Genomic DNA, 21,004 nt, shown 5'->3' on the forward strand with positions numbered 1-21,004 from the left:
GCGGTCCGGTGGGCGTCAGCACAGGCGGCCGGCGCCCACCGCGGTCCGGTGGGCGTCAGCACAGGCGGCCGGCGCCCGCCCGGTGGTCGACGATCGCCGGGACGGCCTTCGCCGGGTCGACCTTGGTGCGCAGGGTCGGTGTCCAGCCCGCGCCCGACTGCAGGGTCTCGGCGGGGATCTCCGCGTTGTGCACGGCGATCAGGTCGACGGCCTTGCCGTTGACCTGGTTGCCGGTGGCGGTGACCGGTGCCTCGCTCCACTTCTTGAGGATCTTCGCCGCGCTGACCCCCTCGGGCAGCGTGAACGCGTTCTTCTCCGCGACCAGCTGCGACTCCTTGCCGATGCCGTAGCTGTAGGAGTAGGAGGCGTCGGCCACGAAGTGGTTGTTGTACGAGTCGACCTGCCCGAAGCGGACCCGGGGCGCGCGCTCGACGAGCTTGGAGAACAGGTTGTGGTGGAAGGTGACCTTCAGGTGCCCCCGGTCGCCCGCCGCCGTGGACTCGCTGTCGCTGTTGCCGATGAGGATCGTCTTGTCGTGGTCGGCGAAGACGTTCCAGGAGGCGGTCACGTAGTCGGAACCGCGGACGATGTCCAGCTCGCCGTCGTGCTGCTGGTAGAGCATGCCGAAGTAGGTCGGCGCCGCGCTGTCGGGGTGGCTGCCGTCGGTGAACGTGTTGTGGTCCATCCACACGTGGGTGGAGCCGTAGACGACGGCGGTGTCGTACTCCGAGTTCCAGTTGCCCTTCGAGCCGTCGGTGGGGTCCCACTGCGGGAAGCAGTCGATGGGGCTCTCGAAGGTGAGGTTGCGGACGATGACGTTGTCCACGGCCTTGATCTGGAGGCTGGCGCCCTTGATTCCGGCGTTCTTCCCGACCCCGATGATCGTGGTGTTGGCCGGGATGCTCGCCTTGATGGCCTTGTCCTGGTTGGCGGCCGAGGTTCGGCGCAGCCCCTCGGGGCTGTCGGCGGGCTCGGCGCTCAGGTCGGTGTCGAGTCCCCAGGCCTCGGGCGAGTACTTCGCGAGGTAGGCGTCGAAGTCGTAACCGGGCGCGGCGAAGGCGTCACAGCCCTCGGAGACCGCGTCGATCGTCCCCTTCACCTTGATGATCTTCGGCGCGCTGCCCCCGGCGGCCAGGGCGGCCTTGAACTCCGCCCAGGTGCTCACGGTGTAGACGTGCTCGGCGTCGGCGGCGGCACCGCCGGTGGTCCCGGTCCCGTACGACGCCCAGCCGTCGTTGGCGGCGAGGGTCTGCCGGGCCAGGTCAGGGGAGGTCTGGGCCTGGGCGGTGGTGCCGGTGAGCGTCAGGGCGAGGGCGGTGCAGCCGACCACGGTCATGCTTGTGGCATGCCCATGCCATCTCTGTGCGTTCATTGTGCGGCTCTCTCTCGATGAAGGGTGGTTACGCGGTGGCCGTCGGCCAGGTGATCCAGGACTCCGGGATCTCCGCATCGAGCCGGCGCACGTCCTGGGGTCCCAGCACCCGGTGGTGCAGCAGCTCGCCGGCGACCAGCCGGGCCACGGCGATCGCGCCCGGCGGGTTGAAGTGCGTGTTGTCCTGCTCGGTCGCGGTCCAGTTGAAGTACTTCTTGGTCTCCTCGACGCCGAGCTTCTGCCACAGCGCGAGCGACAGGGCCTGCAGGTCGAGCAGCGCCACGCGCTCCTCCTGGGCGAGCGCACGCATCGCCGCCGGATACTCGCCGTGCGTCGGCACGGCGTTGCCGCTCGCGTCGAACCTGCGCCGCTCGACGGACGTGGCGAGCACGGGGCGGGCCCCACGGGCCCGGGCGCCCTCGATGTACAGGCGCAGATAGTCCTGGTACGTCGTCCAGGGCTCGGTGTAACGAGTGGGGTCCGTGGTCTTCTCGTCGTTGTGCGCGAACTGGACGAGCAGGAAGTCCCCCGGCCGGATCGCGGAGAGAATGGCGTCGAGTCGTCCCTCGTCGACGAAACTCTTCGAACTCCGCCCGTTCACCGCGTGATTGGAGACGGGCCGATCCTTGTGCAGGAAGAACGGAAGTGCCATGCCCCACCCGGTCTCGGGGGCGGCGTCGGCGTATTTCTGGGCGGCGGTGGAATCACCGGCGATGTAGAGGGTCCGCGTACGGCGGCCTGAGGCCTGCGCGGTACCGGTTGCGGCAAAAGCGAGAGGAGCGGCGGCGAGCGCCGCGGTGGTGACCTGTCTGCGGGTGAGCGACACGACGATGTGCCTTTCTTGACGGCCTTACGGAATAACGGCGCCTTTCAAAGTGGGGGGTATCCCCCGCGCCCCTTCAGGGGCGCGGGGAACTGCGCGACCAGCCACGACGAACCCGCGGCCTGCCGCAAAGCCGAACCGGCCGAGCTCTTAGCCCTTCTGCTCGTTCCACTCCGCCTGAGCCGTGTTCAGCTGCTCGGCCAGCGTGTCCAGGAAGTCCTTCGCACTCATCTTCCCGAGCAGCACCTTCTGGAAGTTCGGCTCGTTGTCCGACTTCGAGATGGTGCCCCAGTCGGGCAGGTAGTACGGCAGCTGGACAATGGTCGTGGAACCGTCACTCAGCGCTCCGGCCGCCAGCTTCGTGGGCTCGGCCTTGGAAACCCACTCGTCCTTCGCGGCGTCGTTGTTCGCCGGAACCTGACCGGCCGACTCGTTGAACTTCGAGTTCTCCGCGTGCGAGGTGGCGAACTCGATGAACTTCCAGGCGGCTTCCTTGTTCTTGGACGTCTTGAACAGCCCGAGCCCGTCCACCGGGTTGGACACCTGGACCCGCTTGCCGGAGGCACCGATCGGCTGCGGAATACCCCGGAACTTCTCGGCCCCGAACGCCTTCACGTGGTCCTGGTAGGAGCCCAGGTTGTGGTTCAGCATTCCGATCGTGCCGGAGTCCCACTGGGCGACCATCTTGGTGAAGTCGTTGTTCAGGTCGGCCGCCGGAGTGACCTTCTTGTAGAGGGCCGCGTACTTCTTCAGCGCCTCGACGTTCTTCGGGTCGTTGACCGTGGACTTCGCACCGCTCGCGTCCCAGAAGGACGTGATGCCGGACTGCCCGTACATCGCGTCCAGCGCCTGGGCGATGGAGCCGGCGCCACCGCGGATGGTGTAGCCGAACTCGTTCTTCTTGCTGTTGGTGAGCTTGTCCGCGGCCTCGTAGAACTTGTCCCAGGTGGTCGGCTCGTCCAGGCCCGCCTTCTCGAAGAGGTCGGTGCGGTAGTAGAGGACACCGTTGTTGGCGGAGGTCGGGATCGAGTACAGGGTGCCGTCACCGCCGCCGGCGGCCTTCAGCGACTTGACCATGTCCTCGTTGAGCTTGCCGTTGAGGGAGGACTTGGCGAGACGGTCGTCCAGCGGGTCCAGCGCGTTCTGAGCGGAGATCGCCGCGATCATCGCCGCGCCGACACCGCCGACGTCCGGCAGGCCGCCGCCCTGGATGGCGGTGTCGACCTTGGACTGGTACTCGGTGGAGGCGATCCCGACGTACTCGACGTCGATGTCCGGGTTCGCCTTCTCGAAGTCGGCGATGATCTCCTTCCAGATGTCGGTGCGGACACCGCCGTTGTTGTCCCAGAAGAGGACCTTGCCCTTGCCACTGCCCTCGGCGCCCTTGTCACCGCCGGAGGCGCTGCCGTCGTCACCGCAGGCGGTGGCGGTGAGCGCGAGCACGGAACCCAGGGCGACGGCTATGGCAGCGCGCCTGCTTCTACGGATGCTGATCTTCATTGGTCGGCTCTCTTCTTCTGGATCCTGCGGGGACATGAAGTTGTGGGGGTCAGTGACGGGCGTACGGAGCCCAGTTGTCCGTGCCCTTGAGGTAGTTCGCGACGGTGTGCGCCTTCGCGTCGGCGTCGCTCAGCTGCGGCCGGTCCGCGGTGACGCCCGCCCCCGGCCCGACGTTGCGGTACTCGGCGAACCGCGCGTCCTTCCACGAGAACCCGCTCATGTCGGTCCACGGGGAGGACTTGACCGCGGCGGGCAGCTCGGTGTCGCGGATCAGTACCTGGGCGACCGCGGCCGGTTCACCGCCCGGGTGCCAGGGCCGTCCGAGGTGGAAGGTCCCCTCCGGCGCGTCGCTCACGATCCTCGACCTGGTGATCAGGAATCCGTGCGGGTTCCCCGTCCAGGTCGAAGCCGCCGTGATGTAGCCGTTGTTGGTGGTGGAACCCCGGCTGAGCGCCTTGATGACGGACCGCTCGATGACGGTGGTCGCGCGTCCGTAGACGAAGTCGACATCGCCCTCGATGTACGAGTCGCGGAGGTAGACCCGGCTGATCACGTCCAGCTTGGGGCTGTCGGTCATCAGGGTGTCCTGGTTGCCCAGGAAGGCGGTGTTCTCGAAGACGATCCGGTCACCGGTCGTCTTCATGGCGAGGGCCTGCTCGGCGCCGAGCTCGTGCGCGGCCTCGTCGAAGTCGTTGCTGAAGGTGAGGTTGCGGGCCGTGACGTCGCTCGCGGCGATCCGTACGGTCGCGCTCCCGGTGGAGCCGCCGTACGCGGCGGGCGTGTCGTAGACGATGACGGTGTCGGACCGGCGTTGTCCAGTCCCCTGGAGCACGATGTTCGGCTTCGTCGCGGGGATGAGGACCTTCGCCCGGTACGTGCCCGGAGCGACCGCGATCGTCACGGGCACGGCGTTGCCGTCGGGCACGGCGTCCACGGCGGCCTGCACGGTCGGGTAGTCGGCCGGAACGTGAAGAGTGGTACCGATCCGCTTCTGCGGGCCGGAGAACCGCTGGACCAGAGCCGGCACGGCGGCGGCCGGATCCAGCCGGTAGTCGTAGAACTCCCGGGGATCGAAGGCGGCACCCCACTCGTCGGTCCGCCCGCTCGTGTTGCGCAGGATCGATCCGCGCTCCACCAACTCGGCGGTGGCGTCGGCCTGGTAGGGGTGCTGGACATCCCGGTAGTAGCTGTTCTCGATGACCATTTTGGTCCGGCCGCGCGACCAGTTGCCGTACGTCCACACGGGGTCGTCCGGATCCACCTGGGCCGTCAGGTAGTTGTTGTACAGGTGCGCGTAGGCGGCGTTGTCCACGGACGGGTTGCGCTGCTTGGTGTGGGCGAACAGGTTGTGGTCGATCGTGATCTGCGTCCTGACGTTGGCCGTCCAGCCGAGTCCGAACGTCTTGTTGTTGTTCTCGAACCGGTTGTACGAGACGGTCACGTACTCGCTGTCCTTGCGGACGTCGAGCTGCCCGTCGCAGATGTTCGAGAAGCGGTTGTGGTCGACCCACACGTGGTGGACGGTGTCCATCTGGATGCCGTCGAAGTCGGTGTCCTTGCAGTCCCAGTTGCCCTCGACCGCCGAGTCACGGATCGTCAGATTGCGGATGATCACGTTGTGCGTGCCGGGGTTGAGGTGCAGCTCGCCGTGGACGATCTCGCCACTGTCGCCGACGCCGGTGATCGTCTTGTTGGAGGCCACGACGATGTCCGAGCCGAACGGCTCGACGGCTATCGCCCCCGACACCCGTATGACGTACGGCTCTTCGGCCGCCGCGTACTTCGCCAGCGCGGCCTGGTCGGTGACGGTCACGACCCTGCCGCCCGCGCCGCCGGTGGTACCGCCGGCGAGGGAGGCGAATCCGTGGGCCCGGTCGCTCCAGCGGTCGGTCGGCGCCGATAAAGGGTCTGCGGCCCTGGCCTCCCCGACCGCCCCGAGGCACAGGGCGGCCACCAGGCCGAGCACGGCGGCCCCGACTCTGCCGTGGCCATGCTTCGGCAAGCGCTTGCTATGGGGGTGCGTCATTGCGGCTCCCAACAGGCGTTCTACGTGCGATCAACAGACGTGTGCGAGCGGTGTGTCACCGCGGGACCGATTTACAGCGGGCTGATCCTGAACTGCGTGAAACTCGCCGCGCCGGCATGTCCCGGGCCGACGGGCGCGAGGGCGAACAGGCCGAGCAGGGCGCCGACCCAGCGCCAGGGGGTGGCGGCGAAGACCTGGCCGGAGGGGCGCAGGCCGTCACCGACGTCGTAGAAGAAACGGCAGCGGGCTCCGGCGCCGATCTCGATGCGCAGCCTGGCCCGCCCCTCGGGCGCGAGCCGCGGATGGTCGGCGTCGCGTTCCTTCTCGGCGACCGCCTCGGCGAACCGGTGCACCAGGTGGACCGTCCCGTCGGCGCCCCGCTGGAGTCCGATCCAGCTGAACGCGTCCCCGAGGATCGCGAGTCCGGCCCGTGCGCCCGGGTCCTCGCCGTGCAGGGTCAGCTCCACCTCGACGGCGGACGGGACGCCCGGAAGCCGCTGCGTGAGCACGTTCGGCAGTTTGCGCAGGTCGTGCGCGTCGGCCGAGCGGACGCAGGCCAGCCTGAGGCCGTCCCCGGAGTGCTGGGTGGCCCAGCCGTCCTGCGGGTTGGCCGTCCACTGCCACTGGCGGCCGAAGCGTCCGCCGGGGAAGTCGTCGTCGGTTGCGGGTGCGGCGGCGGGCTGCGGCGGCAGGTCCGGCTTCCGGTGTACGGCCACCGGGGCCCCGTCGTCGCCGAGCACCGGCCAGCCGTCCGCGCCCCAGCGCATCGGCTGGAGGTGGACGACCCGGCCGTAGGCGCCGCGCTGCTGGAAGTGCAGGAACCAGTCCTCGCCGGACCCGGTGCGCACCCAGCCGCCCTGGTGGGGGCCGTTGACGGCGGTGTCCTTCTGCTCCAGGACGATCTTCTCCTCGTACGGCCCGAAGAAGCCGCGCGAGCGGAAGGCGCCCTGCCAGCCGGTCTCCACGCTCCCGGCGGGGGCGAAGATCCAGAACCAGCCGTCGTGCCGGTAGAGCTTGGGTCCTTCGAGGGTGAACCAGCCGGGGATGCGGTCTCCGTCGACGATCACCTTGCCCTCGTCGAGGAGTGACGTGCCGTCGGGGTGCATGCGGTGGCCGGTGAGCCGGTTCTTGATGCCCGAGCGTGACTTGGCCCAGCCGTGCACGAGGTAGGCCTCGCCGGTCTCCTCGTCCCACAGGGGGCAGGCGTCGATGAGTCCCTTGCCCTCCTTCACCAGGTGGGGTCGCGTCCACGGGCCGCGGATCTCAGGGGCGTTGATCTGGAAGATGCCCTGGTCGGGGTCGCCCCAGAAGATCCAGAAGCGGTCGTCGTGGTGACGCAGCGCCGGTGCCCAGACTCCGCAGTCGTGCCGCGGGGACCTGAACTCGCTCGCCGGTTCCAGGCGTTCGAGTGCGTGGCCGACCAGGGTCCAGTTGACCAGGTCGCGGGAGTGCAGCAGGGGCAGTCCCGGGGCGCGGCCGAAGCTGGACGCGGTGAGGTAGAAGTCGTCGCCCACGCGGACGACGTCCGGGTCCGACCAGTCGGCGTTCAGGACGGGGTTCGTATACGTCTCGGCGGTCGGAGCCGGGTTGGTACTCGTCTCGTCGGTCGGAGCGGGCTCCGGGTTCGTCTCGGCGGTCACAGGCTCACCGCCTTGCGGATGAGGGCCGCGGCCCCGTCCCGGTCGAGGCGGCCGTCGGCGACCACGGTGACGATCCGGCGTACGACGGTGTCGCCCGGCTCGACCGGCACCCGTCCCTCGTACGCCAGGGACGATCCGACGCCCGGGTACTCGTCGGTGCGGACGAACCACGGGTCCCGGCGGGTCTGCTCGGTGGCCCCGGCGAAGACCAGGGTCCAGGTGGCGCCGGCCAGGGCGAGCCAGTCGGCGCGGGTGCCGTGGATCGCGGCCTCGCCCTCGGCGCCGGCGGTGAAGACCCGCGGGGCCTCGTCCTCCTTGCGGGCCCGCCAGAAGAAGCCGCCGTAGGCCGCGCCGGGGCGGCCGTTCGTCGCCGGGCTGCCGATCGACAGCGGGTCGGCGGTGACGTTGGTCAGCGAGAAGGTGAAGTCCAACGCCCAGGCGGCGTCGGTGAGTTCGGTGGCGGCGACGGTACGGCGTTCGCGCAGCAGCTCGCCGCCCGCGGCCACCCAGCGCAGCTCCTCCACGAACCCGTCGGGGTCGCGCAGCTGGAACGTGGTGTGGCGCTGGGCGCCGTGGTTGTCGAGTTCGGTGGGGCCCTGGTCGCGGACGTAGGTGCGTCCGCCCCAGAAGTTGAACCCCTCGACGTCGGGAACGGCGACACCGACGCCGAGGTGGTGTGTGTGGTCGGCGGGGCTGAGCTCGGTCACCGCCGTGCCGGCCAGGGTGGTGACGGGGTGCAGGTACGGGCGCGGGGAGAGCCGGGCCGGCAGCTCGGGCCGGGTGACGTACCGGCCGACCGGTCGGCCCGCGACGCGCAGCACCGGCGAGTCGTTGGTCGTCATCACGTGCTCACCTCTTTCGGTAGGGCCCAGGGGGCGCCCAGCTCGGAGTAGAGGGCGAGGTTGTCGGCGGCGGCCGCGACGAGGCCGTCGATGCCGGGCACCACCCGGCGCTGCTCGTCGGGGAGCAGCTGCCAGACGCCCTGAGGCAGCGGGGCCGGGTCGGGGGCCTGGCGGATCGCCTCGACGACCTTCATGAAGGAGCCCGTCACGTCCGGCGTGACCAGCAGCTCCGCGCCGTCGGTGAGGTGCTCGACGAGGTTCTCCAGCAGGTCGGTGCGGCCGTACTCGTACTCCTCCGGTCCGTGGTCGGCCCGCTGGAGCAGTACGCGGTCCTGCTTGTACCAGAAGGTGATCCGGCCGTGGCTGCCGTGCGCGACGACGTACGGCTCGTCGGGGTCCTCGGCGCACAGGGTGGCGGCGACGGTGACCGGCAGGCCCCGCGTGGTGGTGACGCGGACGCAGGAGGTGTCGTCGGACTCGATGTCGTTGGCGCGCAGCAGCTCGGTCTCGATCCGGGCGACGTCCTCGGCGCGCGGGGCGCCGGCCAGGGCGAGGGCGGTGGCGACGGCATGCGCGAGGGGGTTGGTCAGCGCCCCGTCGATCACGTCGACGCCGTTCAGCCGCCGCTTGCCCGCCCAGGGTGCCCGCCGGTAGTAGGCCTCGGGGCGTGCCCAGGCGCCGGCTCCGCCGACGCCGGCCAGCTCGCCGATCGCGCCCTCGGCGATCAGCTCGCGGACCGCAGGCACGGCGTGCGAGCCCAGCGACTGGAAGCCGATCTGGCAGACCACCCCGGCCTCGGCGACCCCGTCCGCCATGCGGCGGAACTCGGCGTACGAGGGGGCGGGCGGCTTCTCCAGCAGGAGGTGCACGCCCCTTCGCGCGGCCGTCAGCGCCAGGTCGGTGTGGGTGGGGATCGGCGTGCAGATCACCGCGATCCTGGCGCCGGTCGAGTCGAGGAGCGCGCCGAAGTCCGCGGACTGCTCGGGCGTGCCGAGGCCCTCGGGGAGCTCGTCCGCGGTCAGCGGGGTCAGCTCGCAGATACCGGCGAGCCGGACGATCCCCTTGTCCTGGAGCCTGCGGATGTTGTCCAGGTGCCAGTGGCCGTGGCCACGCGCGCCCGCCAGGACGATGTCTACGGTCATGGGGTCCTCCCTGCGCCCGCGCCGCGTGCCACCTCTCGGTCGGCCGCCTCGGCGCTGTCGATCTTTGTGTGCAGGGTAGGTGTCCAGCCGACGTCGGCCGTGAGGTCACGCTCACTGGCCGAGTTGTAGGCGTTGTGGATCGTGAGCAGGTCCACCGGATAGCCGTTGAAGAGGCTGCCGCTCTGGTGCAGGGCGGTGCCGTTCCAGCTCTTGACCAGGTCGGCGGCCTCGATGTGGCCGGGGGTGGTGAAGGCGTTGTTCTCGGCGTGGATCCCGGACTCGGTGGAGACACCGATGGAGTAGCGGTAGTCGTGGGCGTCCTCCGGCACGACGTACCGGTTGTTGTAGAGGTGCACCTGCCCGAAGCGGACGCGCGGGGCGCGCTGGACGACGGACTCGAACTCGTTGTGGTGCAGGGTCACCCGGAGCTTGCCGCGGTCGCCGGTGGCCGAGTCGCTGTTGCCGATGAGCATCGCCTTGTCGTGGTCGGCGAAGCGGCTCCAGGAGACGGTGACCAGGTCGGAGCCGCCTGTGATGTCCAGCAGGCCGTCGTGGCGGAGGTAGTTGCGGCCGAAGTAGGTGGGTTCCTTCTCGTCCGGGTGGCCCTTGTCGGAGGCCGTGACGTGGTCGACCCAGACGTGGGTGGCGCCGCGCAGCCAGAGGGTGTCGTACGCCGTCTTCCAGTCGCCGAGGCCGCCGTTGTTGGGCTGCCAGACGGGGAAGCAGTCGTAGGCGTCGCGCAGTTCGAGGTTGCGGATGATCACGTTGTCCGCGTTGTTCACCTCGAGGCTGCCGCCCTTGAGGACGGCCTTGGAGCCGAGGCCGACGATCGTGGTGTTGGAGCCGACCGGCAGCACGACCCGCTCGGCCTGCCGGGCCGCCGACGCCTGGCGGGCCTCCTCCTGCGGGCCGCTGGGCTTGGCGGAGCCCCAGGTGCGGGGGTCGTAGGCGGCCAGGTACTTCTTCGTGCTGTAGCCGCCGGTGGTGTAGTCGGCGCAGTCCAGGTGGTCACCGTCGTCGTCGGTGTTGGCGTCGATGGTGCCGGCGATCTTGATGATCTTCGGGGTGGCGCTGCCGCCGTCGAGGGCGCGGACCAGTCCGGCGCGGTCGGTGACCGTGTACACGTGGGCGTCGTCGGCCGCCGCGCCCCCGGTGGTGCCGCCGTCGGCGGCCGCCCAGCCGTCGTTCGGGGCCAGGGTCTCGCGGCTGATGTCACGGGCCTCGGCGTGGGCGGGGACGCAGAGCATCCCCAACAAGCCCAGCGCGACGGCGAGGTGACGCTTCCTCATCCCTTCACCGCCCCCGCGCTGAAGCCCGTGATCAGCCACTTCTGGATGAAGGCGAACACGATCACGACGGGTACGGCCGCGATGATGCCGCCCGCCGCGAGCGCGCCGAGGTCGACGCTGTCCGCGCTCATCAGGGTGTTGAGGCCGACCGGGATGGTCTGCTTGTTCTGGTTGTTCAGGAACATCAGGGCGAACAGGAAGTGGTTCCAGGAGTGCACGAAGGCGAAGGAGCCGACGGCGATCAGACCGGGCCGCAGCAGCGGCAGGACCACGATCCTGAAGGCGGTGAAGCGGTTGCAGCCGTCGACCCAGGCCGCCTCTTCCAGCGAGTACGGCACGTTCTTGATGAAGTTGCTGATCAGGATGATCGACAGCGGAAGCTGGAAGACGGTCTCCGCGATGATGACACTGCCCAGCGAGTTGATCATCTTCAGCTCGGCGAAGATCTCGAAGAGCGGGACCAGGAGCAGCGCGCCCGGCACGAACTGGGAGCACAGCAGGGCCAGCATGAAGGCCTGCTTGACCTTGAAGTTGAACCGGGCGAGCGCGTAGCCGCCGGCCAGCGCGACGAGGGTCGTCATCACCAGGGTGGCGAGACCGACGAGCAGGCTGTTCTCGAAGTAGGTGGCGAAGCTGCGCTCCGTCCACACCTTCTCGAAGTGGTCGAAGGTGATGGGCCAGGGCAGGAGCGAGGTCGAGCCGGCCGGGCGCAGCGCGAAGAGGAGGATCCAGTAGAAGGGGATCAGGGTGAAGACGAGGTAGACCGACAGCGGCAGGTAGATCTGCCAGCGGGGGGCCTCGTCCCAGGCGGGGCGCTTGTTGACCGGACGCTGCGGTTCGGGAACCGTGCGCCGGGGAGCCGGTGCCACCGCGGTGGCCTCCTTGGTGCTCACTTGTCCCCACCTCCGAACTTGCTCAGGCGCAGATAGACCATCGAGCAGAAGAGCAGGATCACGAACGCCACCGTGGTCAGGGCGGACGCGTAGCCGAAGTTGTGCGCGTCGACGCTGGTGTTGGCGATGTAGAGCGGGAGTGTCGTCGTCTCGCCGGCCGGTCCGCCGCCCGTGAGGGTGTAGAGGAGGTCGACGTTGTTGAACTCCCACACCGCGCGCAGCAGCGTGGACAGGACGATCGCGTCCTTCAGGTGCGGCAGCGTGATGTGCCAGAACTGCTTGATCCGGCTCGCCCCGTCGACCTCGGCCGCCTCGTACAGGTCCTTCGAGACGGACTGCAGGTCGGCGAGGATGAGGATGGCGAAGAAGGGGACACCGCGCCACAGGTCGGCGACGACCGCCGCCGAGAACACGGTCGAGGTGTCCGACAGCCAACTGGTGCCGTAGGAGCCGATGCCCATGTCCGCGAGGTAACGGGTGATGCCCGTCTGGGAGTTGTAGAGCAGCACCCAGATCGCGGAGGTGAGGACGCCGGAGACGGCCCACGGGGAGAACACCATGGCGCGGCCGAGCGAGCGGCCCACGAAGGTCTGGTTGACGATGAGGGCCAGCGCCAGACCGAACAGCAGCTGGAGCCCGACCTCGACGAATACCCACTTGGCGCTGAAGGTCAGCGTGTCCCAGAACACCGGGTCGTCGGTGAAGGCGTGGACGAAGTTGTCGAAGCCCGCGTAGCCGTTCCGCCACGGTTTGGTGGGGTTGTAGTTCTGCAGGCTGTAGTAGAAGACGCTGATGACCGGGTAGGCGATGAAGCCCAGCATGAGCAAGGCCGCCGGCGCGATCAGCAGGTAAGGGAGCCTGCGCGGCGTGGCGGAGGCACGGCGCCGCCGGGGTGGCCCCGGCGGTTTCGCCACGGCTGCGGCTTGGGCCATGACTGTTCTCCGTTTCTGGTACGTCGTGCGTTCTGGTGCGGGTGTTTCGCGTTCGGGTGAAGCGCTTTCTCGCAGTGCGCGCTTGGTTCTTGTCCGAGCGGGGGGTACGGCGTTTCAGCCCGCGTACGGGTCCTGCACCTTGCCGGGGCGGGCCAGGAACTCGAAGTCGCAGCCCGTGTCGGCCTGGGTGATCTGTTCGTTGTAGAGCGCTCCGTAGCCGCGCTCGTAGCGCACCGGCGGCGGCGTCCACTCGGCCCGCCGACGCTCCAACTCCTCGTCGTCCACATGGAGATGGAGGGCGCGGGCCTCGACGTCGAGGGTGATGCTGTCACCGGTGCGGACCAGGGCCAGCGGTCCGCCGATGTACGACTCGGGTGCCACGTGCAGGACGCACGCGCCGTAACTCGTGCCGCTCATCCGGGCGTCGGAGATCCGGACCATGTCCCGCACGCCCTGCTTGAGCAGGTGGTCGGGGATGGGCAGCATGCCGTACTCGGGCATGCCCGGGCCGCCCTTGGGCCCGGCGTTGCGCAGCACCAGCACGCTCTCGGCGGTGATGTTCAGCGACGGGTCGTTGATGGTGCGCTGCATGGTCCGGTAGTCGTCGAAGACGACCGCGGGGCCGGTGTGCTTGAGCAGGTGCGGCTCGGCGGAGATGTGCTTGATGACCGCGCCGTCCGGGCAGAGGTTGCCGCGCAGGACGGCGACCCCGCCCTCGTTCGCGACCGGGTTGTCCCGGGGCCGGATGACGTCGTCGTTGTGCACCTGCGCGCCGGTGATCTGCTCGCGCATGGTGTCGTACGAGACGGTCGGCCGCTCCAGGTGGAGCAGGTCCGGGATCCGGGAGAGGAACCCGGGCAGACCGCCGGCGAAGTGGAAGTCCTCCATCAGGTAGGTCTGTCCGCCGGGCCTTACGTTGGCGAGCACCGGGACCGTGCGGGCGATGCGGTCGAAGTCGTCCAGGGTGAGCTTGACCCCGGCCCGGCCCGCCATGGCGATCAGGTGGATCACGGCGTTGGTCGAGCCGCCGAGGCCGAGCACGGTCGTGACGGCGTCCTCGAAGGCGTCACGGGTGAGGATCTCGCTCAGCTTGCGGTCCTTGTGGACCAGTTCGACGATCCTGAGACCCGCGGCGGCGGCCATCCGGTCGTGCCCCGAGTCGACGGCCGGGATGCTGGAGGCACCCGGGACCGTGACGCCGAGCGCCTCGGCGGCGGCGGTCAGCGTGGACGCCGTGCCCATCGTCATGCAGTGGCCGGGTGAGCGGGCGAGTCCGGACTCCAGTTCGGTCATCTCGCAGTCGCCGATGAGGCCGGCCCGCTTGTCGTCCCAGTACTTCCACATGTCGGTGCCGGAGCCGAGGATCTCGTTGCGCCAGTGGCCCGGCAGCATGGGCCCGGCGGGCACGAAGACGGCGGGCAGGTCGACGGTCGCGGCGCCCATGAGCAGCGCGGGCGTGGACTTGTCGCAGCCGCCCATGAGGACGGCCCCGTCGACCGGGTAGGACCGCAGCAGTTCCTCGGTCTCCATCGCCAGCATGTTGCGGTAGAGCATCGGGGTCGGCTTCTGGAAGGTCTCGCTGAGTGTGGAGACGGGGAACTCGAGCGGGAAACCTCCGGCCTGCCACACCCCCCGCTTCACCGCCTGCGCGCGGTCCCTCAGGTGCACGTGGCAGGGGTTGATGTCGGACCAGGTGTTGAGGATCGCGATGACCGGCTTGCCGAGGTGCTCCTCGGGCAGGTAGCCGAGCTGGCGGGTGCGGGCGCGGTGGCTGAAGGAGCGCAGGCCGTCCGTGCCGTACCACTGGTGGCTTCTGAGGTCCTCGGGGCGCCTTCTGGTGGGCTCGTTCACATGGACCACCCGGCGGCTATGGCGGCGACTTCCGCCCGCTCGTCCTCGGGCAGGTGCCTGCTCGGCGGCCGGACCTCGCGGCGGCACAGGCCGAGCGAGGCGAGGGCCTCCTTGACGACGGTGACGTTGTTGGCGGAGCCGTTGGCCGCTCGGAGTTCCTCGAAGCGGCGGATCTGCTCCCACACCTTCATCGCGGCCGGGAAGTCGCCGGCTCGAAGCGCTTCGATCATGTTCAGCGAGACGGACGGGGCGACGTTCACCAGTCCGGAGGTGAAGCCGGTGGCGCCCGCGGAGAAGTACGAGGGGGCGTACGGCTCGGCGAGCCCCGCGACCCACACGAAGCGGTCGAGGCCGGCGTCGCGGGCGAACGCCGCGAATCTGGCCGCGTCCGGGACGGCGTACTTCACGCCGATGACGTTCGGGCAGGCGTCGGCGAGTTCGGACAGACGCACGCCGTGCAGCTGGGCGTTGCGGATGTACGGGACGACGCCCAGCTCGGGCACCGCCTCGGCGATCGCGCGGTGGTAGTCGACCCAGCCGCTCTGCGAGACGTAGGGGTGGACGGGCTGGTGGACCATGACCATCTGGGCGCCGAGCTCACGGGCGTGCCGTGCGGAGGCGATGGCGGTCGGCACGTCGTGTCCGACCCCGACGAGGATCACGGCACGGTCGCCGGCCTCGTCGACGGTCCACTCGGTGACGAGCTGCCGCTCCTCGGGGGTGAGGGCGTAGAACTCCCCGGTGTTGCCGTTGGGGGTGAGGGTCCTGACCCCCCCGTCGAGCAGACGACGCAGCAGGGCCCGGTGGGTGTCCTGGTCGAGGCGGCCGTCCTCGGCGAACGGGGTCACCGGGATCGCCACCACGTCGGCCAGGGCCGTCCGCTGGGTCTCGAACGTCGTTGTCATGCCTGACCGTCCTCTCCCTGGGCCTCGGACTCCGCTTGCGGAAAGGCCCGTTGCACGAACGACCCGATGTGCGCGTGAAGGGCGCGGGCGGCTCCGTCGGCGTCACCGGCGAGGGCGAGCCGCAGGATCTCCCGGTGCTCGCCGGCCTCCCGCTCCCAGGACGGCGAGGCCGCCCAGGCGACGGCGGAGACGAGGGCCGCCTGGTCGCGCACCTCGTCGAGCATCCGGCCGAGCAGCGGGTTGCCGCACGGCAGGTAGAGGGCGCGGTGGAACTCCCGGTTGGCCAGGGAGCGTTCGGCGGTGTCGGTGGCCTCGTCGGCCCTGGTCAGCGCGGAGCGGGCGGCGTCGAGAGAGGCCCCCCGCCGCACGGCACGCTTCAGCGCCTCGGGCTCCAGGAGCAGCCGGACGTCGTAGACCTCGCGCGCCATGTCCGCGTCCACCATGCGCACCGTGACGCCCTTGTACTGGTTCATCACGACGAGCCCGGTGCCGGCCAGGGTCTTGAGCGCCTCGCGCACCGGGGTCTTGGACACCCCGAACTGTGCGGCGAGCTCGGTCTCGACCAGAGCCTGCCCCGGGGTCAACTGCCCCGTGAGGATGCGGTGTTTGATCCCTTCCAGCACGTACTGCGTGCGGGAGGGGATCGGCGTGGGCACAGAGGTCATGCGCGCCTCTCGGATATCGCGTATCGGATCTCACGTATCGCGTCTCATATATGACGTACGAAGTACGACGCGTTGAAGGTAGGGAGGGTGTGCATGTTTCGTCAATGCTTCTGACAAAGGAAGGTGAGGTTGCGGTAAAGACTTCCTATACGGACCGGGTCTCCCCGACCCGGGCGGCGGTGGTCGGCCCGCCGAAGACCGCGGCGGCCCGGGCGGTCGCCTCCTCGGGGGTGAGCGTGGGCCCGACATGCGTCACGATCAGCTGCCCCACTCCGGCCGCGCGGGCCGTGTCGCCGACGTTCTCCGGCGTCAGATGCACCTGTTCGCCTTCGCGATGTGCGTCGATGTCGGCCTCGCAGAGGAAGAGATCGGCGCGCCGGGCGAGACCGGTGAGCGCGGCGCAGGGCCCGCTGTCACCGGAGTACGCGAAGGTGCGTCCGCCGGTTTCGGCGCGCAGACCATAGGCCTCGACGTCGTGCGTGACGGCGTGCGCGGTGAGGACCAGTTCGCCGTGCCGGGCGATGTGACCGTCGTACAGGGTCCGGAAGTCGAAGATCCCGCTCAGGAACCCGGCGTCCGGCCGTCCGAAGAACCCGGCGAGGCGTTGCGCGCAGCCGGCCGGGGCGTAGACGGGGATGGGGGTGGCCGGGGTCAGCCCGCCGTAGGCGAGCCCGTAGAACGCGGAGAGCAGATCGGCGTTGTGGTCGGCGTGCAGGTGCGAGATCCAGATCGCGCCGAGCCGTGCCGGATCGGTGTGCCGCTGCAACTCCGCGAAGGTCCCCGGCCCGGCGTCCACCCACACCTCTGCACCGCCACCGCGCACCAGATAGCCGGAACAGGGCCGGTCCGGCCGAGGGTGCGGAGAGGCGGTGCCGAGGACGGTGAGGGTGAGCGTGGGAGGCATGCGGGGAGCCTAGTTCGCCGCCTCGGCCGCACGGCCGCCGATCACGGCCTCGGCGTCCACCCCGGGTTCCGCCCGCTCAGCCCCACCGCCCGGTCGAGCAGCGAAGCCTCCGCGGGGACCGGGACGATCGGGCCGAAGATGTCACCGCGGCCGGGGTCGTCGACACAGGCGAGGAGGAAGTCGTACGACGACCGCAGGGCGGCGGGGTCCGGGGTGTACGGCTGCCCGGTGGCGCGGGCCAGGTCCCAGCCGTGGACGACCAGCTCGTCGACCGCGACCGCGGCGGCGACCGCGCCCGGCAGGTCCACGCCGCCCGCGCGGGTCATGCCGGTCCAGGCGGCCGGGTCGCGCCAGGCGTCGGCGAGTTCGTCGAGGACCTTGGGCAGCTCCTCGCGCCAGCCGGGGCCGATGTCGGGCACGGCGGCGTCCGGACTGGTGTCGGTGGTGACGCCCAGGTCTTTGCGCCCGGCGTCGCGGAAGGCGACGGCCAGGCCGAGCAGGTGCCCCAGCAGGTTGCGCAGCGCCAGCTCCGGGCACGGTGTCGGGGCCGTGAGCTGCGCGTCGGTCACGGCCTCCGCGAGCTGCGCGATGATCCGGGTCTGCGGTCCGAGGTCGAGGGTCGTCGGGTCGGTCATGTGCGTGCTCCTCCGGGATGCGGGCCGTCCTTGAGGGGTGGACCGGCCGGATGCCGGAAACTCATCGCCCACTGCCGGATCTCCCACTCCTCCAAGGCATCTGCCCGATCCGCCCACGCCCTCCTTAGCCACACGATGACCAGGTATGACGACAACACGGACCTGGACGGTGGCCCGCGTCCTGGCCGACCGCAACGCGCGGCTGTATCTCGCCGGTGTCGTGGTCTCCGGCTTCGGCACCTCCGCGCTGTGGCCGGCGTCGGGCGTGTGGGTCAAGGAGCTCACCGGATCGGACGGGCTCGCCGCCTGCTCGACCACCGGCTGCTGCTGGTGATCCTCGGGTCGGTGCAGCTGGTGGCTCTGGCTCAGAGCTCGCTGAGCCCCTTGCGGACGGCCGCCAGGTCGTCGTCCGAGGCCAACCCGGCGTGATACAGCCGCAGTTCGGTGGCGCCGAGTTCCCGGGCCCGCTCGGCGTCCGCGCGGACCGTGCCCGGGCTGCCGCCCATGCCCGAGACCACGCCGAGGTTGGCGGCGATGACGGCGCCTTCCCGCCGCTGCCGCGCGAAGGGCGTCAGCAGGCCGGGGCCGCCCGCGCACGGCACGACCACGCCGTCCGCGACGGACAGGATGTGCGCGGGGTCGACGCCCGGGTTGGCACCGACGTGGTGGGTCACGGGGTCGGCGTGCAACAGGACCTGGAAGCCTTCGGGGGCGGCCGCGCGGACCGCGGCGACGGCCGCCTCCTGCAGCGTGCGGGCACTCTCGTCGCGCCACGCGCGCGTGGCCGCCGCCGTCTGCTCCCCGAGAAGCTTCTCGACTCCGGTCCAGCCTCCGTCGTCGGGCGCGCCCTGCCACACCGGCTCCAGCGCGGCCCGCACGGCGGCCGCCAGCTCGTCGGCGTCCAGGCCCTGTCGGCCGTACCCCTCCCGGCAGGCCGGGCAGAAGCACAGCGCCATCAGGTACTGGCCGGCGTCCCCGAGGCCGACCCCGCCGGTCTTGTCGTGGGCATGCAGGTGCTGCAGGCCGTACCAGCCGAGGGACTCCAGCTCGGTGCCGGCCGCGCCGGGGCGTACGGCGGCCTCGGCGGCCAGGTCGACGAGGTACGCGCGCGTGGCGGGCTGCGCGATGCAGGGGGCCCACGGGTAGCGGTCGCCGTAGGCGTTGACGACCGAGGTGCCCGGATGGTCGGCGCCCAGGCGGGAGTTGTGCGCGAGGACCACCCAGGTGTGCACCTCCAGACCGGCCTGCGCGAGCGCGTCGGCGGCCTCGCCGAAGGCGTCCCCGGGAGCCCAGTCCCCGGCGGCGTACGGGCGCAGTTCCCGACCCTGCCAGCGGTCGTCCGTGGGATACAGGACGGCCGCGTGCTCGGCGGTGACGATGCGGTGGCGCAGGTGGCGGGGGGTCAGGGCGCGGGTGGAGTGGTAGGCGGCCGCGAGGGTCGCCTGTCGCACGCCGAGCGCGGCGATGCGTCCCGCGGCCTCCGGGTCGCCGTTGACATCCCAGGGGTAGACGAATGCCGACGCCTTCACTTGTTCTCCTCGAGGATCGCGTACCCACGCTCGATCACCTGAGCGAGCTGCTTGACATGATCCTCGCCCGGCTCGGTCAGCGGGGGCCGCACCTCCCCCACGTCGAGCCCGCGCAGCCGTACGCCGGCCTTGACGAGGGCGACGGCGTAGCCGCGGCCCTGGGCGCGCAGTTCGACGAAGGGCCGGTAGAAGCCGTCGAGGAGGCGGTGGGCGGTGGCGTCGTCGCCGGTCCTGTGGGCCTCGTGGAAGGCCTGGGCGATCTCGGGCGCGAAGCAGAAGACCGCGGAGGAGTAGAGGGTGATGCCGAGGCCGCGGTAGGCGAGCTGGGTCTGTTCGGCGGTCGGCAGTCCGTTGAAGTAGAGGAACTCGCCGGGGACCTCGGTGCGGACGGCGCTCACGATCCGCTGCATCAGGTCCAGGTCGCCGAGCCCGTCCTTGAAGCCGATGATCCCGTCCGTGCGGGCCAGCTCGACGACGGTCTCGGGGGTGAACACGGCGTTGTCGCGCTGGTAGACGATCACCGGCAGCGCGGTCGCCGCGGCCACCTCACGGTAGTGCCGCAGCAGTCCCTCCTGCCCGGCGACCACCAGGTACGGCGGCATGGCGAGCAGCCCGTCGGCCCCGGCCGCCTCGGCGAGCCGCGCGTAGCGCACGGCGAGCGCGGTGCCGTATCCGGCGCCCGCGACGACCGGCACCCGGCCCGCCGTCTCCGCCACGGCCGCCCGCACGCACGCCTCGAACTCCTCGGGCGTGAGGGCATGGAACTCCCCGGTGCCGCAGCACGCGAAGACGGCGGCGGCCCCGGCCTCCACCCCGCGGCGCACGTGCGCGCGGTAGACGTCGAGGTCGACGGATCCGTCGGGGCCGTAGGCGGTGACGGGGAAGAACAGGGGCCCGCTGGGGACGCCGAGCCGGGCGGCGAGGGGGGCAGACGTCACGGGCTCTCCCTAGAACAGGCGCTCACGTTTATGATTGGCATCCATATTTATGAACGCCTCCATGCTAAAGAGCCCCTTCCGGGCCGGTCAAGCGCGCAAACCCGCGTCACAGAAGCGGATTTCCCAGCTCCACGCCATACTTGACGGGACGCGCCACGGATCCCTAGCGTGTCCACGAATGTGAATGCTGTCCACACATGCGCCCACCTGTCACAGGCGGCGGACCCAAGGAGACCCGAGGATGCCCGCTCCCCGCACCGTTCTGCTCACCGGCGCAGCCGGTGGACTCGGCTCTCTGATGCAGAACCTGCTCCCGGCCTTCGGCTACGAGCTGCGCCTGCTCGACCTGCGTCCCATCGACGGCGAGCCGGACGCGATCGCCGCGGACCTCGCCGACAAGGACGCGGTGCGCGAGGCCGTCCGGGGCGTCGACGCGATCATCCACCTCGCGGGCATCTCCCTGGAAGCCCCCTTCGAGAAGATCCTCGGCGCGAACATCGTGGGCACGTACAACCTGTACGAGGCCGCCCGCGAGGAGGGCGTCCAACGGATCGTCTTCGCCTCCTCCAACCACGCGGTCGGCTTCACTCCGCGCCCCCAGGGCGACACGCCTGTTGATCCGGACGCCCTCATCCCCATCGACACCCCGCACCGCCCGGACACCTTCTACGGCCTGTCCAAGGCCTTCGGGGAGGACCTCGCCCAGTTCTACTGGGACAAGCACGGCATCGAGACCGTCTCCGTGCGCATCGGCTCCTGCTTCCCCGAGCCGACCAGCGTGCGCATGCTCTCGGTGTGGATGAGCCCCGCCGACGGCGCCCGCCTCTTCCACGCGGCCCTGACCGCCGAGGGCGTCGGGCACACCGTCGTCTACGGCTCCTCCGCCAACACCCGCCTGTGGTGGGACCTGACCACCGCGCGGGGCCTCGGCTACGAACCGCAGGACGACTCCGAGCCGTACGCCGAGAAGCTGATCGCCGAGCAGGGCGAGCTGGACCCACAGAACGTGGCGCACGCCTACCTGGGCGGCCACTTCGTGAGCGACCCGCCGATCTGGCCGAACTAGTACTCCCAGGCATCCCATGACGGCGGGCGGGGCCCCAACCGGCCCGCCCCCC

At 70.3% G+C, this 21,004-nt stretch carries 18 protein-coding genes and 1 pseudogene; 2 read left to right on the forward strand and 17 right to left on the reverse strand.

The genetic code is table 11. The annotated features are described in order from the left end of the window. Positions 1-55 precede the first annotated feature (55 nt). The 15 genes from ACWBNA_RS06400 to ACWBNA_RS06470 form a co-directional block, all read right to left on the reverse strand. Entirely contained in the window at positions 56-1,372 is a 1,317-nt protein-coding gene (locus tag ACWBNA_RS06400; RefSeq protein ID WP_482703196.1) for a pectate lyase family protein, read from the reverse strand. A gap of 28 nt (positions 1,373-1,400) precedes the next feature. Next, positions 1,401-2,198 (reverse strand): rhamnogalacturonan acetylesterase, encoded by a 798-nt coding sequence (locus ACWBNA_RS06405; protein ID WP_482703198.1) that lies wholly within the window; start codon positions 2,196-2,198, stop codon positions 1,401-1,403. 147 nt (positions 2,199-2,345) lie between these two features. Next, on the reverse strand, positions 2,346-3,695 hold the full coding sequence (locus ACWBNA_RS06410; RefSeq protein WP_482703200.1) for an ABC transporter substrate-binding protein: 1,350 nt from the start codon (positions 3,693-3,695) through the stop codon (positions 2,346-2,348). Between the two features lie 49 nt (positions 3,696-3,744). Continuing rightward, positions 3,745-5,721, reverse strand: a complete 1,977-nt coding sequence (locus ACWBNA_RS06415) for a pectinesterase family protein (protein ID WP_482703202.1) — start codon at positions 5,719-5,721, stop codon at positions 3,745-3,747. A 71-nt stretch (positions 5,722-5,792) separates the two neighbouring features. Further along, a complete protein-coding gene (locus tag ACWBNA_RS06420; protein WP_482703204.1) occupies positions 5,793-7,361 on the reverse strand; it encodes a glycoside hydrolase family 43 protein in 1,569 nt (522 codons plus the stop codon). Beyond that, complete coding sequence (locus ACWBNA_RS06425; protein ID WP_482703206.1) at positions 7,358-8,203, reverse strand: DUF6807 domain-containing protein; 846 nt, start codon at positions 8,201-8,203, stop codon at positions 7,358-7,360. The genes ACWBNA_RS06420 and ACWBNA_RS06425 overlap by 4 nt, the downstream gene beginning before the upstream one ends. Then, the gene (locus tag ACWBNA_RS06430) at positions 8,203-9,345 is read right to left on the reverse strand and encodes a Gfo/Idh/MocA family protein (protein ID WP_482703208.1); all 1,143 of its coding nucleotides are present in this window, start codon (positions 9,343-9,345) and stop codon (positions 8,203-8,205) included. The genes ACWBNA_RS06425 and ACWBNA_RS06430 overlap by 1 nt, the downstream gene beginning before the upstream one ends. After that, entirely contained in the window at positions 9,342-10,634 is a 1,293-nt protein-coding gene (locus ACWBNA_RS06435; RefSeq protein ID WP_482703210.1) for a pectate lyase family protein, read from the reverse strand. The genes ACWBNA_RS06430 and ACWBNA_RS06435 overlap by 4 nt, the downstream gene beginning before the upstream one ends. Further along, a complete protein-coding gene (locus tag ACWBNA_RS06440; RefSeq protein ID WP_482703212.1) occupies positions 10,631-11,527 on the reverse strand; it encodes a carbohydrate ABC transporter permease in 897 nt (298 codons plus the stop codon). Before ACWBNA_RS06440 ends, ACWBNA_RS06435 begins: the two co-directional genes overlap by 4 nt. Then, entirely contained in the window at positions 11,524-12,459 is a 936-nt protein-coding gene (locus ACWBNA_RS06445) for a carbohydrate ABC transporter permease (protein WP_482703214.1), read from the reverse strand. The genes ACWBNA_RS06440 and ACWBNA_RS06445 overlap by 4 nt, the downstream gene beginning before the upstream one ends. Before the next feature lie 114 nt (positions 12,460-12,573). Then, on the reverse strand, positions 12,574-14,310 hold the full coding sequence (araD, locus tag ACWBNA_RS06450) for an L-arabinonate dehydratase (RefSeq protein WP_482703216.1): 1,737 nt from the start codon (positions 14,308-14,310) through the stop codon (positions 12,574-12,576). Beyond that, positions 14,307-15,215 carry a dihydrodipicolinate synthase family protein gene (locus ACWBNA_RS06455; RefSeq protein WP_482703218.1) on the reverse strand — a complete coding sequence of 303 codons (909 nt, stop codon included), beginning with the start codon at positions 15,213-15,215 and terminating at the stop codon, positions 14,307-14,309. The genes araD and ACWBNA_RS06455 overlap by 4 nt, the downstream gene beginning before the upstream one ends. Further along, complete coding sequence (locus tag ACWBNA_RS06460; protein ID WP_482703220.1) at positions 15,212-15,880, reverse strand: GntR family transcriptional regulator; 669 nt, start codon at positions 15,878-15,880, stop codon at positions 15,212-15,214. The genes ACWBNA_RS06455 and ACWBNA_RS06460 overlap by 4 nt, the downstream gene beginning before the upstream one ends. A gap of 145 nt (positions 15,881-16,025) precedes the next feature. After that, a complete protein-coding gene (locus tag ACWBNA_RS06465; RefSeq protein ID WP_482703222.1) occupies positions 16,026-16,784 on the reverse strand; it encodes an MBL fold metallo-hydrolase in 759 nt (252 codons plus the stop codon). Positions 16,785-16,825: 41 nt separating this feature from the next. Then, on the reverse strand, positions 16,826-17,419 hold the full coding sequence (locus ACWBNA_RS06470) for a TIGR03086 family metal-binding protein (protein WP_482703224.1): 594 nt from the start codon (positions 17,417-17,419) through the stop codon (positions 16,826-16,828). Between the two features lie 145 nt (positions 17,420-17,564). On the opposite strand from ACWBNA_RS06470, the pseudogene ACWBNA_RS06475 reads away from it, so the two are divergent. Next, a pseudogene (locus ACWBNA_RS06475) lies at positions 17,565-17,726 on the forward strand (MFS transporter); the annotation flags it as partial. Between the two features lie 58 nt (positions 17,727-17,784). Here ACWBNA_RS06475 and ACWBNA_RS06480 read toward each other — a convergent pair. Both ACWBNA_RS06480 and ACWBNA_RS06485 read right to left on the reverse strand, forming a co-directional pair. Further along, complete coding sequence (locus ACWBNA_RS06480) at positions 17,785-18,948, reverse strand: hypothetical protein (RefSeq protein ID WP_482703226.1); 1,164 nt, start codon at positions 18,946-18,948, stop codon at positions 17,785-17,787. Then, the gene (locus ACWBNA_RS06485; RefSeq protein WP_482703229.1) at positions 18,945-19,886 is read right to left on the reverse strand and encodes a 5-dehydro-4-deoxyglucarate dehydratase; all 942 of its coding nucleotides are present in this window, start codon (positions 19,884-19,886) and stop codon (positions 18,945-18,947) included. The genes ACWBNA_RS06480 and ACWBNA_RS06485 overlap by 4 nt, the downstream gene beginning before the upstream one ends. 241 nt (positions 19,887-20,127) lie before the next feature. Between ACWBNA_RS06485 and ACWBNA_RS06490 the strand changes: the two genes are divergently transcribed. Further along, a complete protein-coding gene (locus ACWBNA_RS06490; protein WP_482703231.1) occupies positions 20,128-20,952 on the forward strand; it encodes an NAD-dependent epimerase/dehydratase family protein in 825 nt (274 codons plus the stop codon). Positions 20,953-21,004: the final 52 nt, after the last annotated feature.

The sequence above is a fragment of the Streptomyces sp. Q2 genome (assembly GCF_056820935.1).

What these genes read in the sequence shown, in the direction of transcription:
- ACWBNA_RS06400 (WP_482703196.1), bottom strand. Translation starts at nt 1,372, where the DNA reads ATGAACGCACAGAGATGGCATGGGCATGCCACAAGCATGACCGTGGTC.
- ACWBNA_RS06410 (WP_482703200.1), bottom strand. Translation starts at nt 3,695, where the DNA reads ATGAAGATCAGCATCCGTAGAAGCAGGCGCGCTGCCATAGCCGTCGCC.
- ACWBNA_RS06415 (WP_482703202.1), bottom strand. Translation starts at nt 5,721, where the DNA reads ATGACGCACCCCCATAGCAAGCGCTTGCCGAAGCATGGCCACGGCAGA.
- ACWBNA_RS06425 (WP_482703206.1), bottom strand. Translation starts at nt 8,203, where the DNA reads ATGACGACCAACGACTCGCCGGTGCTGCGCGTCGCGGGCCGACCGGTC.
- ACWBNA_RS06430 (WP_482703208.1), bottom strand. Translation starts at nt 9,345, where the DNA reads ATGACCGTAGACATCGTCCTGGCGGGCGCGCGTGGCCACGGCCACTGG.
- ACWBNA_RS06435 (WP_482703210.1), bottom strand. Translation starts at nt 10,634, where the DNA reads ATGAGGAAGCGTCACCTCGCCGTCGCGCTGGGCTTGTTGGGGATGCTC.
- ACWBNA_RS06445 (WP_482703214.1), bottom strand. Translation starts at nt 12,459, where the DNA reads ATGGCCCAAGCCGCAGCCGTGGCGAAACCGCCGGGGCCACCCCGGCGG.
- ACWBNA_RS06455 (WP_482703218.1), bottom strand. Translation starts at nt 15,215, where the DNA reads ATGACAACGACGTTCGAGACCCAGCGGACGGCCCTGGCCGACGTGGTG.
- ACWBNA_RS06460 (WP_482703220.1), bottom strand. Translation starts at nt 15,880, where the DNA reads ATGACCTCTGTGCCCACGCCGATCCCCTCCCGCACGCAGTACGTGCTG.
- ACWBNA_RS06465 (WP_482703222.1), bottom strand. Translation starts at nt 16,784, where the DNA reads ATGCCTCCCACGCTCACCCTCACCGTCCTCGGCACCGCCTCTCCGCAC.
- ACWBNA_RS06470 (WP_482703224.1), bottom strand. Translation starts at nt 17,419, where the DNA reads ATGACCGACCCGACGACCCTCGACCTCGGACCGCAGACCCGGATCATC.
- ACWBNA_RS06490 (WP_482703231.1), top strand. Translation starts at nt 20,128, where the DNA reads ATGCCCGCTCCCCGCACCGTTCTGCTCACCGGCGCAGCCGGTGGACTC.